This window comes from Pseudomonas sp. Choline-02u-1, assembly GCF_002836515.1.
Taxonomy (GTDB): Bacteria; Pseudomonadota; Gammaproteobacteria; order Pseudomonadales; family Pseudomonadaceae; genus Aquipseudomonas.
The window spans coordinates 21,146-36,456 of sequence record NZ_PJBC01000060.1; the positions used below are offsets into that span (position 1 = coordinate 21,146).

Below are 15,311 nucleotides of genomic sequence, written 5' to 3' on the forward strand. Positions count from 1 at the left end.
CGAGCCGGCGCATGGGTATGCTGGAGCCATTCCGCGTGTGTCTCACCTTCACGCACTGCTTTGAGGAGTCTCTGTGGATTTTTTCACCGAATACGCCAGCTTTCTGGCCAAGACCGTCACCTTGGTGATCGCCATTCTGGTGGTGCTCACCAGTTTCGCCGCATTGCGCAGCAAGGGGCGGCGCAAGTCGGCGGGCCAGTTGCAGGTCAGCAAACTCAACGATTTCTATAAAGGCCTGCGTGAACGTCTGGAGCAAACTTTGCTCGACAAGGATCAGCTCAAGGCATTACGCAAGGGCGAAGCGAAAACCGAGAAAAGCGCGAAGAAGCAAAAGAACAAACCTGAGACCAGATCCCGGGTGTTCGTACTCGACTTCGATGGCGACATCAAGGCTTCCGCCACCGAAAGCCTGCGCCATGAGATCACCGCGCTGTTGACCCTGGCCACACCGAAAGATGAAGTGGTTCTGCGTCTGGAAAGTGGCGGCGGCATGGTGCACAGCTACGGTCTGGCGTCTTCGCAACTGGCCCGCATCCGCGACGCCGGCGTGCCACTGACCGTGTGCATCGACAAGGTCGCAGCCAGCGGCGGCTACATGATGGCGTGTATCGGCGACAAGATCATCAGCGCTCCGTTCGCGATTCTGGGTTCGATCGGGGTAGTCGCCCAGTTGCCTAACGTCAATCGCCTGCTCAAAAAGCACGATATCGACTTCGAAGTGCTGACCGCCGGGGAGTACAAGCGCACCCTGACCGTGTTTGGCGAAAACACCGAAAAGGGTCGCGAGAAGTTTCAGGAAGACCTCGACATCACGCATCAATTGTTCAAAAACTTTGTAGCGCGTTATCGCCCGCAACTGGCGATCGACGAAGTGGCCACCGGTGAAATCTGGCTCGGTATCGCTGCGCTGGAAAACCAACTGGTGGATGAACTGAAGACCAGCGATGAATACCTGGCGCAGAAAGCCAACCAGGCCGAGGTTTTCCATCTGCACTACGCCGAACGCAAAAGCCTGCAGGAACGCATCGGCATGGCCGCAAGCGGTTCGGTGGATCGTGTGCTGTTGAGCTGGTGGAGCCGCCTGACCCAACAACGTTTCTGGTAAAACCGCAGGCAAAAAAAACGCCGGTCAATGACCGGCGTTTTGGTGTTCGCAGCAAATGTGCGCAGGCTTACCGCCGACGGAACAGCGGCAGCGGTTCGTCAGCAGCGGCCTGATAAGTCACCGAAAAGTCCTTGAGGCCTTCCAGTGCTTCGTAGGGATCTTTGTCGGGACGTATAGCGAACGCATCGAAACCGCAGCGACGCATGTAGAACAGCTGATCACGCAGAACATCGCCAATCGCCCGCAGCTCACCTTTGAAGCCATAACGATCGCGCAGCAGGCGGGCGTTGGAGTAGTTGCGGCCGTCGGTGAACGCCGGGAAGTTCAGCGCGATAACCTGGAAGCAATCGACGTCTTCACCAATCTCCTCGGCTTCTTCGTCAGCGTCCAGCCACACGCCCAGACCGCCGTCGCGGGCCTTGAGCGCGTGACCATGATCACGCCACAGCGACAGCGGCACGATCAGGTCGTCGCAATTGGAAATGCCATCAAACGTCGCGTCCTTGGGCAGCAAGTGCCAGGTCTCGTCGACGACTTCGTTGTTCTTAATGATTCGCTGCATAGACGCGTTCCTTGAAGAGGTCGATGCCAATACGCTGATAGGTGTCGATGAAGCGCTCGTCTTCGGTGCGCTGTTCAACGTACACATCGATCAGTTTAGAGATCACGTCAGGCATGGCGTCCTGTGCGAAGGACGGGCCGAGGATCTTGCCCAGGCTCGCATCACGGCTGGCGCTGCCACCGAGGGAGACCTGATAGAACTCTTCGCCTTTCTTGTCCACACCGAGGATGCCGATGTGGCCGACGTGGTGATGACCGCAGGCGTTCATGCAGCCAGAGATGTTCAGATCCAGCTCGCCGATATCGAACAGGTAGTCCAGATCGTCGAAACGACGCTGGATCGATTCGGCAATCGGAATCGACTTGGCGTTGGCCAGCGAGCAGAAGTCCCCGCCCGGGCAGCAGATGATGTCGGTGAGCAGGCCGATGTTCGGTGTGGCAAAACCTTGCTCGCGCAACTCGCCCCACAGGGTGAACAACTGGCTCTGTTCGACGTCGGCAAGAATGATGTTCTGCTCGTGGGACGTGCGCAATTGACCGAAGCTGTAGCGATCGGCCAGATCGGCGACGGCGTCGAGCTGCTTGTCGGTGATATCGCCCGGCGCCACGCCGGTCGGCTTCAGCGACAGGGTCACGGCGACATAGCCCGGCTTCTTGTGCGCCAGGGTGTTGCGGCTGCGCCAGCGGGCGAAACCTGGATGCTCTTTGTCCAGATCGGCCAGCTGTGCGGTCTGGTTGTCCAGTGCCTTGTAGTCCGGATCGACGAAGTGCTTGGCGACACGCTGCAGTTCAGCTTCGGTCAGCGTGGTCTGGCCACCGCGCAGGTGTTCCATTTCCGCATCGACTTTCTGCGCGAACACTTCAGGGGTGAGCGCCTTGACGAGGATCTTGATCCGCGCCTTGTATTTGTTGTCACGACGGCCGTAGCGGTTGTAGACCCGCAGGATGGCGTCGAGATAGCTCAACAGGTCCTGCCACGGCAGGAACTCGTTGATGAAGGCGCCAACAACCGGCGTACGACCAAGGCCACCGCCAACCAACACGCGGAAGCCCAGTTCGCCAGCAGTGTTGTATACCGGCTCAAGGCCGATATCGTGGACCTCAATGGCCGCGCGGTCGCTGGTCGAACCGTTGACGGCGATTTTGAATTTGCGCGGCAGGTAAGCGAATTCAGGGTGGAACGTGGTCCACTGGCGAACGATTTCGCACCAGGGGCGCGGGTCGATCACTTCATCTGCGGCGACACCGGCGAACTGGTCGGTGGTGACGTTGCGCAGGCAGTTGCCGCTGGTCTGGATGGCGTGCATCTGCACGGTGGCCAGTTCAGCCAGAATGTCCGGGATGTCTTCCACCGCCGGCCAGTTGAATTGCACGTTCTGCCGCGTACTGATGTGGGCGTAGCCCTTGTCGTAGTCGCGGGCAATTTTGGCCATCATGCGCACCTGGCGCGACGTCAGCTGGCCGTAAGGCACCGCCACGCGCAACATCGGCGCGAAGCGCTGAATGTACAGGCCATTTTGCAGGCGCAGCGGGCGGAATTCTTCTTCGCTCAGCTCACCTGCCAGATAGCGTCGGGTCTGATCACGGAACTGCTTGACGCGGTCCTCGATGATCCGCTGATCGTACTCGTCGTATACGTACATATAAGTCCTGTTCTCAGGCTTGGGCTACTCGGAAAACGCTGCGTTTTCGCTTGCTGGAGTCCGATGTTGCCTCTGCAATTCTGCGCGCACGGCCGCGCACTCCTGAAGGAGCCGGGGCAATATACCCGTTTGCAGTTATGCGCAAAAGTGATGTTTGAGTATATGTAAAGAACCAAATCGCCTAACTGCGGTGGCTTGCAGCTAATCCACATTTGTCGTGCGGACAATCATCGTCTTTACTCTGATCGAGTGTTTGTGCAATCACCGATAAAACCGACAAGAGGCGATGCAATGAGCAACCCGACCAAAGCCAGGAAAAGCGACAGCAGCGTTGATGCATGGGCGATTTTGTTTCTGATCATTCTCGTTGTAGGGACAGCGGTCTTCTGGGTCAGCCATCAGTAAGCAAACTTCCGGGCCCGTCTCCCGGCCCGGATTACTGTCTGCACGCCCGTGCCTGGCTATTGTCTGGCGGCTTCATACGCCGGCGAGATGGAGCACCAGTTTGACGATGGCAAATAGCGTCACGCCAAACACTGCCGTGAACAAAACCCCCAGAATGACGAAGTGGCTGGGCTTGCCGTGGGTAAAATCCCTTTCCCGATTCTTTCCGCTCTGCACACCGAACGCCGCTGCCATGACGCTGTGCAGCATCTGCCATAAGGTCGGCGGTTTGTTATCGTTTGGATCGTCCATAAATCCCTCCGCTTGAAGTCGTGCCTCACAAGCATAGTCAAACAACGCTCGGCTGCCGCACGCCTTTACCCCGAGCCCTCCCAAGGTTTGAGAAGAGGAACGGCACGAGTTGACTACATATCCGGTTACGCACTCCCGGCGAGCGATATCCGGATACCGCAGATGCACCAATTTGAAATGATCTGCTGATCGCTCCATTGAAAGGAGCAATCATGACCGCTATCTCCACAAGCCAGCCAGCGCGACAACCTGCCTCGCTGGCTCAACCGGTAAAACCCAAAGCTACCCAGAGCCTGCACGGCGCCTTTCTTGAACAGTCGATCCCGCCTTGGTTGACCAGCGCTTCGGCGCAAAGGCGTGAGGCTTTCAAGGGGGTCCCGAGCACGCTGCCGGCGTGGTACCAGGCTGCGACATCGGCTCAGCGCCGCGCACTGGACCAAAGTTTTCAGGCCAGCATCATCGCGCAGAATGCGTTGGACAAAAGTATGTCCACGTTCCAGCAGGTCGAGGCGTTTGCCAGGCCATTGCTGATCAAGGCGCTCAAAGACGAGTATCAGCTGACAGTGGACGTCGACAAGACTCTGCTATGTCTCCGTCGGCCGTTGCAGGTGAGCGTTTTTTCGATTGAGCTGGACTCTTTCGAAGTGCTCAAACTGTCGATGCTCGAGGCTGCGCTGCATAACTTCGAAAGCCACGAATGCAAAGACGGGGCTTACCACAAGACTTCAGGGTTTGTTGTCGCCACTGACGCAAACACTTTTGAGTCGGTGAAGATCGAGTTGACAGTCAGCCAACTGCTTGGGCTGTATCGGCGCCTGGATATCGGCAAGCAGTATCAGGACTACCTGCGGGGGTTTTTCTATCCCACCGATGGGGTAGCGGAGGCAGTGCTTCGCCAGCGTTTCATTGCCAGTCAGAAAGCGACAATGCGCGCCGCTGCCGAGCAGGCATTGTTGACGAAGGACATTGAAGCTGCGCATTACGCCATGATCGTTTCGGTCATTGAGGGCGAACTGAACCCCAGGGTCGGCAACAAGCCAGTGTGGTTTCGCGACTTCAGCCTGATGAAAAAAAGAATGACCGGCTGTGTGGTATTTGTCGTCAGCGAGAAGTACCGCTACAGCAGCGAATGGATTGTCTATATTCCTCATGATCCTGAGCATCCGTTCAAATGCTATCGCGGCGATGAAGACAAGCAAGAGTTCAAACGGCTGCTCACGGCTCGAAGCAGTCCATCGGCGACAGGCGCAGAGCCGACTGAATATCAGCGCTTTCTCAGCCAGTTTCTGGCTTACGACCAACATCCCTACTATTTCAGTCAGTTCACCCGCAAGGCAGCGGATTCGCCAAACGACTTCTGGCGCTCCCCGTGGCGTATCGTCACCTCTTTTGGTCCGGGCGCGCCATTCACTCAAATCAAGCAGTTGCCCCCGCCACCGGTGGCGAAACTCGTGCCTGAACCTGATCCTTACATTGCTCCCGACACGTTTTTGCAAAGGCAGCGGGGGCTGTGGGAAAGAAACCAGGATCTGTGGCAGTACCTCTACGACGAGAGCCGGGCCAAGGTATTGGCCGACGCGCGGAGCCATGCCGTGCCCACCGACGATGTCGACGTCAAGGCGCGCGAGGCCAAACTGGCGCACCTGATGCAGATCGGCCTGCTCGGACTGAACGTGGTGTCGATGTTCGTACCGGTGCTGGGCGAAGTGATGATGGTGGTAATGGCCGGGCAACTGCTCTATGAAACCCTTGAAGGTGCGATTGAATGGGGTGAGGGCGATCGTCGTGCCGCCAAGGATCATCTGATCGATGTGGCGGAGAATCTGGCGCAGATTGCGCTGATGGCAGGGGTAGGGGCAGGGGTGCGGAAAATCTCCAGCGCCAAAGCTGTGCCGGTGATCGAGCAGCTACAGCCAGTGAAGTTGCCCAACGGCGAAACCCGCCTGTGGAGATCAGACCTGCAAGCTTACGAGTCCGCTGTTGCGCTGCCCGACAGCCCCGGCCCGAATGATGCCGGGCAGCATGTGTTTGAAGGAAAAACCTACATTCGCCAGGGCGGCAAGGTCTATGAGCAGTTTTTCGATGACTCGATCGGCAAATGGCGCATCAGGCATCCGAGCGATACCAACGCCTGGCAGCCGATACTCGACAGCAATGGCCGCGGCGCCTGGCGGCATACGCTGGAGCGTGTACAGAGCTGGGATCGTCTGACCCTGCTGCGGCGGATCGGCCATGCAACCGAAGCCTTATCCGATGCACAACTGATCAAGGCTGCCGATATCAGTGGTGTCAGTGAGGGCGCACTGCGCAAGATGCACATTGATCATGCGTTGCCACCACCGCAGCTGACCCAGGCCATGCGCGTGATGCAGGCCGATAGCAGTGCGGCACGGGTTGTTGAGCAGTTGCGCGGGACGAAACCGATCGACGAACTGTATCTCTACGCGTTGCCGCTGATCACCGAAATGCCACGCTGGCCGGCAAACCGGGTGCTGGAAGTTTTTGACGGCGAGCCAGTGTCCGGCAAGTCCGTCAGGTACGGTTCAGAGCGGCGATTCCGCGACGTTGGTGTCAAGGCGCCGATTCAGATATCGCGGGCCGATGTCCTCAGCGGTGACCTGCCAGCAAATATCCTTGCGGCTCTGGACGAGTCCGAAGTCACCCGGCTGCTGGGAGAACAAGGTGCACGCGTGCGCGATGCCCGGCCGGTAGAATTCGGGAAGCAGATCGCCGACTACGCCAACAGCCGTCAGCCGGCGATCTACGACAGCCTCTCTCTGGGGACAGACCCTGTCGATCCACAGGTTGCGCGCTTGCAGAAGGCCTGCCCCGGACTCAGCGAGCCGGCGGCACAAACGGTGCTGGCACACGGGCGCCCCGATGAGCTGGAGCAACTCGGCGCGGGTCAGCGGGTGCCGCTGCGCCTGCTGGAAGAAGCACGCTGGTATGCGCGCCAAAGCCGACAAGTGGCGGCGTATGCCGGTCTGCGCAGCGAAAACATCGTTTCCGCGGACAGCCGACGCCTGGCGTTGCACACGCTGGAACAATTGCCGGGTTGGGCGAACAACGTTCGAATTGAAGTTCGTGAGGGCCATGACGCTGGCACGTTGCTTGACAGCATCGGCAGTGAAACAGGCGTTGAGAAAAAATACCTGATCAAGAAAGGCGTCCAGTTCCAGGCGTTCAACGAACGCGGTGAGGCACTCAACAGCCTGCCTCGCAACGGCGACAATTTTTACGCATCGATCATGCACGCCTTACCTGACGAAGCGCGACGCAGCCTCGGTGTGCCTGAGGTCGGACAGTCGGCCGAGCTGCAAACCAGGATCATTGATTACGCCGATCAGCATCAAGCTGAGGCATCAGCGCTGCTGGCACCCCAGGTCAGGTGGATCAAGCCGCCCGTGCGGGTGAGCGCTACGCAGATCGGTTACCCCGCCAGCGGACGCGGCGCGGAATGGCAAACGCACCTGATCGAACATGTGCGCGACGTCTATCCGCAACTGACCGACGAACAGGTTCAAGGCTTCATTCTCGAACAATATCGGGCCGGAAGAGACGACAGCGCTATCTTCGAACTGTTGCAATCCCGTCGGCGTGAGTGGGAGCAACTGAACGCGACGCTGGATGAATGGGCAGGGACATCGACGCTGGCACCTTGGGAACGTTCCGGTACAGATCACAAGTTTCGCGCCGCGCAAGCGTTGAAAACCTCTTGGCGCAACGCGTTGTCCACCGGCGTCGCGGGTGCTGATCAACTTTCGATTCTCACCTACGACCCTCTGCCGGTGCTGACCGCCGACTTTGCTCATGTACGTGAGCTGTCGATTGGCGGCAACGGTTTGACCGACGCCAATGCAGACGCATTCCTGGCGCGGTTTGCCAATGTGCAAAAGCTGTCGCTGGGGGAGCGGGGCAGCCTGTTTGGCACCTACATGGCGCATGAGCAGGCACTGACGACCCTGCCGTTGACGGTGACGCGAATGTCCGCGCTGACGAAGCTCAAGTTTAGAAGCCAGGCCACGGTCATGGCTGCAGATCTGTCGACACGATTGCGTACGTTGACCGCTGTTGAGGAGCTTCATCTCGACCTTCGCAGCGGCGCGGGCATGCCGCCTGGCCTCGATCTGGCTCCCCTCAGACGCCTGAAAAAACTCAAGATCGAAGCACCAGGCCTTAGGCAGTGGCCGGCTTATGTCGAGCAACTGCCTGAACTGGAACGTTTGGATCTGACGCAGACGTCTATCGCGTCGCTGCCACAGACGCTTTATGTGGGGCACGAGAAACTCTGGGCGGGCTTGTCGCTGGACTGGTCGAAGTTTTCTCACGACGCGTTCAAGCCTGCTTACGACTATGTGAAAAACTACTTGGGGCAGTGGCAACATCTGGTTGATCTGGACTCGATGGTTCGCCGCTACTGCGCCGGAGAGCTGCAGTTCCTCACGGGCGAGGCGGGCCGTATCAACCCGTTGCCTGAGCGCATCATGAGCCTATGGAACACCCCGGAAACCCGACTCAAGGCTGTGGAGATTCTGCGGGTGGAGCACAACGCAATTTTCCGCCAGTTCTACGAGGCCACTGCATCCGGAGAATTACGTACAGCGATGCCGGCAGCGCGCTGGCAAGCGCCGGCCAATGCCCGGGTGGTGCGTGCACTTGAACAGAACTGGCGCGCAGCCATACGCAGGCGTTATCGCCTGAACGACGACGTGCGTCCCTTCAATGCCACGGACTGGACAGCCGGCGCGGATATCGGCGATGCCGGTGTGTTTGAGCTGGTTGACAATGCATGGGTAGTGGGCGAGGCGTCAGTCAGTGAACTGCCGCAATTGCCAGCCGGTACGTTTGCTCACGTGTCAAGCGTTCGGCTGGATCGGCTGAATGTGCCGATCGAACAGATTCGCGGTTTCCTCCAGGCATTCAGTGGCGCTACAAGCTTGGAAGTCACCGCCTGCGGGTTGACAGAAGTGCCGGTCCGGTCAGCCGATGTGACCCGACTGACGCAGCTGGACTTGTCGCTCAACCGTATCGCCGTTACCCCTGACGTTCAGGCCCAATTCGATGCGCTGAATAAACTAGAGCATCTCAATGCCCGGCTCAATCGGCTGGACACACTCGACGTTTCTCGCCTGACAGGGCTCAAGACGCTGAACCTCAGTTCAAATGGACTGAACCAATGGCCGACAGGCGCGCAAAGCCTGCCGCGTTTACAAGTGCTGGATTTGCGTCATAACACCATCGGATCGCTTCCCGAAGATGTCCTTGCCAACGACACGGTGCTGCTCAAGACCCGCTTGCTCAACAACCGCTTCAGCGTCGCAGGCGAGGCAGACCTTCAAGCCGCGCAGCGCCGGATTGAAATATCCATCGGTTTGCCCGAGGGCGCTTTGCAACAGTTCGATGCGCAGTCGGCGTCACTGCCGGGCATTTCAAGCGCGACCCTGCCGGAAAGCGCGCTGAATCGCGCCGGTCAGCTGTTACCACTCCGGCCGGTCTCCGAAATCAGCGGTGCCTCTGACATGAGCGCCAGTGTGCTGGAGATATTTCCTTCGCTGACGCTTGACCAAGCGCAAGCCAGCGTTGCGCGCTTACGCAGCGAAGGGCTGCTTCCCGAGCAAATGGCGGACAGGCTGAACCAGTGGCGAGCGACTAACGAGACGCTGACGCGTGAGTTGAACGGCTGGATTTTCAATCCGGCGCCAGGGCCTGGTGAAGGGGTGTCGTCGTCCACGAGACTGTTCGACGCGACGAGGATCCGCACTTGCTGGCGCGACGGGGTTACCGCTCTTACCGGGTCGGCCGGACAGACGCTGAGCCTTTCAGCGGGACTCATCGGGGATTTGCCTGCGTTGTCTACCGTGTTTTCCCATGTACGAACACTGGATCTGACAGGGGTCAAGTTTACCGTTGAAGGTTTCAACCGCTTTTGCCCGGCGTTCCCTGAGCTGACCACCCTGAGACTCAACGGCAATGCACTGGATCGGCTACCGGACGCTGTCGGTCGGCTGAACCGTCTGGAGCGGCTGGAATTGAGCGGTAATCGCCTGGCCGCGGCGCAGACGGTGTATCAGCACGCGGGCGGAGCGCAGCTGCGCTGGCTCGACCTCAGCCACAATCAGCTGGAAGAATTCAGCGCCGCAAGCTTCAGCCGTCTGGAAACACTCAATCTCAGCCACAACGGTCTGGATTTCTGGCCGGGCGGCGTGCTCGATCTGGCGCATCTGCAAAGACTGGACCTCTCGGGCAACAACATCCTGGTCTTTCCGGACCGGCTGTTGGGCGGCAACCACGAGAGGCTTGTGGCGGGTGCTGACTTGTCGGAGAACTCGCTGTCGCTTAACGCGCTGGAGCAGCTCAGGGATTACAGCGTCGCACATGGCGGCAGTGATGTGATGGGGTACTCGACAGCGTTTCTGCAGCGTCAAATTGAAGAACGCATTCTTGAGTCTGATAGCGATTCCGACTCCGGGACAGACTCTGGCTCGGACTCCGATAGCGACGACAGTGATGATCCACGTGGTTCAGGCGGTGGCGCTGGCAGGCGCGTCGATACGCATGCCGTTGTCGAGGCCGCTGAGGACATTGCCAATTCGGCGCAGGATGTGGCACCGCCGGCGATGGAAACCTGGATGACCCATACGCGTGCCGATGTGCGCGCCGCGCGGCAAGCGCTATGGCTGCAATTGGCCCGACAGGCCAACCATGAGTCATTCTTTCATTTGCTCTCGACCTTGCCCGACACCCTCGAATACAAGCTGTCCGGCGCCGATCTGACTCACCGGGTGTGGCTGGTCATCGAGGCTGCCACGGAAAATACCGAGCTGCGCGAGCTGTTGTTTCTCAACGCCGAGACGCACGGCACCTGCGGCGATGGCCGGATTCTGTCGTTCAGCGAACTGGAAACCCGTGTCTATGAATACAACGCCCTGCGCGACGTTCCGCGGCATCGCCCAGAGCAGCGCGGCAGAGCCTTGCTCGATCTGACCCGCCGCCTGTTTCGCCTGGAAAGGGTGGACCGGCTGGCCGAAGCCGCGGCCAAAAACAAAGACCGCGCCGAAGTCCGCCTGCAATACCGCATCGGCATGACTCGCGGCTGGCCGGATGGCCTGGAACTGCCAGCGCAACCCGAGCACATGCTATACGCCACACCGATTCGCGGGCAGCGATTGCTCGACGCGCAAGCAGCCGTTCTCGCCGATGAAGCATCGGACAGGTTTCTGGAGGATCTGATCGGTCGCGATTACTGGATTCGCTATTTGCGCGAGCGCAACCCTGAGGTGTTCGAAACACTTGAAAGCAACGCGAGCCGGCGTCTGGAGGAGGTTGAGGACGCTCATCCGGACAAGGACGCCAACGAGCTGACTCGTAATAGCTACCTGGAGGCGATGGCAACCCTGGAGATCGAACTGGCGGAAGCGCGCGTTGAGAAGTTGAAAGAGCTGTCTCGCGCGCAAATGCAGAGTCTGGCGCCGGTGGTTGAAGGCGCGGCACAACCCGCTCCTTCTTCACCGCAGCCCGGCCCATCATGGCGACCGTGAGTGGATAAGTGATGAGGCCCGGGAGCAGGGTGCTTCCGGGCCTGGAACATGTCAGCTGTCGTAACCCAGATTCGGTGCCAGCCAACGTTCAGTGACGCTCAAGTCCTGACCCTTGCGCGCGGTGTAGCTCTGCACTTGATCCTTGTCGATCTTGCCCACGGCAAAGTACTGCGCCTGCGGATGGGCGAAGTACCAGCCGCTGACCGCTGCGGCCGGGAACATCGCGTAATGCTCGGTCAGGAACACGCCACTGCGCCCGGCGCGCATTTCGGCAGCCTCTGGGTCGAGCAGAGTGAACAGTGCGGCTTTCTCGGTGTGATCCGGGCAGGCCGGGTAGCCGGGAGCGGGGCGGATGCCTCGGTATTGCTCTTTGATCAGCGCATCGTTATCCAGCGTTTCGTCCTTGGCATAACCCCAGTGCTCCTTGCGCACTTGCTGGTGCAGCCATTCCGCGCAGGCTTCGGCCAGACGGTCGGCAAGGGCCTTGACCATGATCGAGTTGTAGTCATCGCCGGCGTCTTGATAAGCCTTGGCCACTTCTTCGGCACCGATGCCGGCGGTGGTGATGAATCCGCCGACGTAATCGGTGACTTCGCTGTCTTTCGGCGCCACGAAGTCGGCGAGGCAGAAGTTCGGTTTGCCGTCGGTCTTGATGATCTGCTGACGCAGATGATGCAGCTTGGCCAACGGCTTGCCGTTATCGTCGTACAGCTCGATGTCGTCTTCGTTGACCTGATTGGCTGGCCAGAAACCGAACACCGCGCGGGCGCTGATCAGCTTCTCGTCGATCAGTTTGGCCAGCATCTCCTGCGCGTCCTTGTACAGCGCGGTGGCGGCTTCACCGACCACTTCGTCTTCGAGAATGCGAGGGAACTTGCCGGCCAGATCCCAGGAAATGAAGAACGGCGTCCAGTCGATGTATTCGGCCAGCACCTTCAAATCGATGTTGTCGAGCACTTTGCTGCCAGTGAATGTCGGTTTCACTGGCTGGTAATTGGCCCAGTCAAATTGCGGCTTCTTGGCGATGGCGGCGGCGTAGCTCAGGCGTTCGGTGCGGGCGCTGCGGTTGGAGGTACGCTCGCGCACGTCGATGTATTCCAGACGGGTCTTCTCGACGAACCCGGCCTTGAGCTCCTTGGACAACAATTGGGTTGCCACGCCGACGGCGCGCGAGGCGTCGGTCACGTAGACCACGGCATCGTTGCTGTACTTGGGCTCGATCTTCACCGCCGTGTGCGCTTTGGAGGTGGTCGCGCCACCGATCATCAGTGGCAGGTGGAAGTCCTGACGCTGCATTTCACGGGCGACGTGAACCATTTCATCCAGCGACGGCGTGATCAGGCCGGAGAGGCCAATGATGTCGCATTTCTCTTCCTTGGCGACTTGCAGGATCTTCTCCGCCGGAACCATCACGCCGAGGTCGACGATGTCGTAGCCATTGCAACCGAGCACGACGCCAACGATGTTCTTGCCGATGTCGTGCACGTCACCTTTGACGGTGGCCATGAGAATCTTGCCCTTGGCTTCCGGTTTGTCGCCTTTTTCCAGTTCGATGAACGGGATCAGGTGCGCCACGGCCTGCTTCATCACCCGGGCGGATTTCACCACTTGCGGAAGGAACATTTTGCCCGCGCCGAACAGGTCTCCGACGATGTTCATGCCGGACATCAGCGGGCCTTCGATCACTTCGATCGGCCGCGCAAACGACTGCCGGGATTCTTCGGTGTCTTCGACGATGTGCGTGGTGATGCCCTTGACCAGCGCGTGTTCCAGACGTTTGTTGACGTCCCAGTTGCGCCACTCTTCGGTCTCGGCTTCCTTGACGCTGCCGTCGCCTTTGTACTTGTCGGCAATGGCGAGGAGGGCGTCGGTGCCGTCCGGGGTGCGGTTGAGGATCACATCTTCAACGGCGTCGCGCAGCTCCACCGGGATCTGGTCGTAGATCTCCAGCTGACCGGCGTTGACGATGCCCATGGTCAGGCCGGCGCGGATGGCGTAGAGCAGGAACACCGAGTGGATCGCTTCGCGCACCGGATTGTTGCCACGGAACGAGAAAGATACGTTCGAAACACCGCCGGAACTCAGCGCATACGGCAGCTCGTCGCGGATGTAAGCGCAGGCGTTGATGAAGTCGACGGCGTAGTTGTTGTGTTCTTCGATGCCGGTGGCCACAGCGAAAATGTTCGGGTCGAAGATGATGTCTTCCGGCGGGAAGCCGACTTCGTTGACCAGAATGTCGTAGGAGCGTTTGCAGATCTCTTTCTTGCGCGCTTCGGTGTCGGCCTGGCCGGCTTCGTCGAAGGCCATCACCACCACCGCAGCGCCGTAGCGCTTGCACAGCTTGGCGTGATGGATGAACTGCTCGACGCCTTCTTTCATGCTGATCGAGTTGACGATGCCCTTGCCCTGGATGCACTTGAGGCCGGCTTCGATGACTTCCCATTTCGACGAGTCGATCATGATCGGCACGCGCGAGATGTCCGGTTCGCCAGCGATCAGATTGAGGAAGGTGACCATGGCCTTCTTCGAATCGAGCATGCCCTCGTCCATGTTGATGTCGATGATCTGCGCGCCGGCCTCGACCTGCTGCAAAGCGACTTCAAGGGCTTCGGTGTAGTTGTCTTCACGAATCAGGCGGGCGAATTTCGCCGAACCGGTGATGTTGGTCCGCTCGCCGACATTGACGAACAGCGAACTGCGATCGATGGTGAACGGCTCCAGACCCGAAAGGCGGCAGGCCTTGGGAATATCCGGAATCTGCCGCGGTGCGTAACCGGCCACGGCTTTGGCGATGGCTTCGATGTGCCCCGGGGTGGTGCCGCAGCAACCGCCGACGATGTTGAGGAAGCCGCTCTGGGCGAATTCTTCGATGACTTTGGCGGTTTGCGAAGGCAGTTCGTCGTACTCGCCGAATTCGTTGGGCAGGCCAGCGTTCGGGTGCGCAGAAACGTGAGTGCTGGCCTTGTTCGACAGCTCTTCCAGGTACGGACGCAGTTCGCTGGCGCCGAGGGCGCAGTTCAGGCCCACGGAGATCGGCTTGGCGTGGGCCACCGAGTTCCAGAACGCTTCGGTGGTCTGGCCCGACAGTGTGCGGCCGGAGGCGTCGGTGATGGTTCCGGAGATCATGATCGGCAGTTCGATGTGCAGCTCTTCGAACACACCTTGCACGGCGAAAATCGCCGCTTTGGCGTTGAGGGTGTCGAAGATCGTCTCGATCAGGATGAGGTCGGCGCCGCCCTCGATCAGCCCCTTGGTGGCTTCAGTGTAGTTTTCCACCAGCTCATCGAAAGTGACGTTGCGGTAGCCGGGGTTGTTGACGTCGGGCGACAGCGAGCAGGTACGGCTGGTCGGGCCGAGCACGCCGGCGACGAAGCGTGGCTTGGCCGGATTTTCGGCGGTCTTGGCGTCGGCAATCTTGCGCGCCAGGCGTGCGCCTTCTACGTTTAACTCGTACGCCAGCTCTTCCATGCCGTAATCGGCCATGGAAATGCGCGTGGCGTTGAAGGTATTGGTTTCGAGAATGTCGGCGCCGGCGTCCAGGTAGGCCTTTTCGATACCGCCGATCACGTCCGGGCGGGTGATCACCAGCAGGTCGTTGTTGCCCTTGACGTCGCTCGGCCAGTGCGCGAAGCGTTTGCCGCGATAATCCTGCTCTTCGAGCTTGTAGCTCTGGATCATCGTGCCCATCCCGCCGTCGAGAATCAGGATGCGCTCTTTGAGGGCTTGCTTGAGAGCTTGAAGGCGGACGCTGCGATCGGACATGTGGAC

Annotated in this window: 6 protein-coding genes; 2 read left to right on the top strand and 4 right to left on the bottom strand. The window is 59.5% G+C overall.

Going from position 1 to position 15,311, the window contains the following annotated elements; all coding sequences use genetic code 11:
* The first annotated feature begins 73 nt into the window (after nucleotides 1–73).
* Nucleotides 74–1,105 (top strand): protease SohB, encoded by a 1,032-nt coding sequence (gene sohB, locus CXF97_RS16495; protein ID WP_101159401.1) that lies wholly within the window; start codon nucleotides 74–76, stop codon nucleotides 1,103–1,105.
* A 67-nt stretch (nucleotides 1,106–1,172) separates the two neighbouring features.
* Here sohB and CXF97_RS16500 read toward each other — a convergent pair whose 3' ends face one another.
* The 3 genes from CXF97_RS16500 to CXF97_RS16510 form a co-directional block, all read right to left on the bottom strand.
* Nucleotides 1,173–1,667 carry a DUF934 domain-containing protein gene (locus CXF97_RS16500; protein WP_101159402.1) on the bottom strand — a complete coding sequence of 165 codons (495 nt, stop codon included), beginning with the start codon at nucleotides 1,665–1,667 and terminating at the stop codon, nucleotides 1,173–1,175.
* Nucleotides 1,651–3,309: a nitrite/sulfite reductase gene (locus CXF97_RS16505; RefSeq protein ID WP_101159403.1), complete on the bottom strand. Its 1,659-nt coding sequence runs from the start codon at nucleotides 3,307–3,309 to the stop codon at nucleotides 1,651–1,653. Before CXF97_RS16505 ends, CXF97_RS16500 begins: the two co-directional genes overlap by 17 nt.
* A gap of 477 nt (nucleotides 3,310–3,786) precedes the next feature.
* Complete coding sequence (locus tag CXF97_RS16510) at nucleotides 3,787–4,005, bottom strand: DUF2970 domain-containing protein (RefSeq protein WP_101159404.1); 219 nt, start codon at nucleotides 4,003–4,005, stop codon at nucleotides 3,787–3,789.
* A gap of 212 nt (nucleotides 4,006–4,217) precedes the next feature.
* Between CXF97_RS16510 and CXF97_RS16515 the strand changes: the two genes are divergently transcribed.
* Nucleotides 4,218–11,543 carry an NEL-type E3 ubiquitin ligase domain-containing protein gene (locus CXF97_RS16515; RefSeq protein ID WP_101159405.1) on the top strand — a complete coding sequence of 2,442 codons (7,326 nt, stop codon included), beginning with the start codon at nucleotides 4,218–4,220 and terminating at the stop codon, nucleotides 11,541–11,543.
* A gap of 51 nt (nucleotides 11,544–11,594) precedes the next feature.
* On the opposite strand, the gene metH is transcribed toward CXF97_RS16515, so the two are convergent.
* The gene (metH, locus tag CXF97_RS16520; protein ID WP_101159406.1) at nucleotides 11,595–15,305 is read right to left on the bottom strand and encodes a methionine synthase; all 3,711 of its coding nucleotides are present in this window, start codon (nucleotides 15,303–15,305) and stop codon (nucleotides 11,595–11,597) included.
* Between the last annotated feature and the right edge of the window lie 6 nt (nucleotides 15,306–15,311).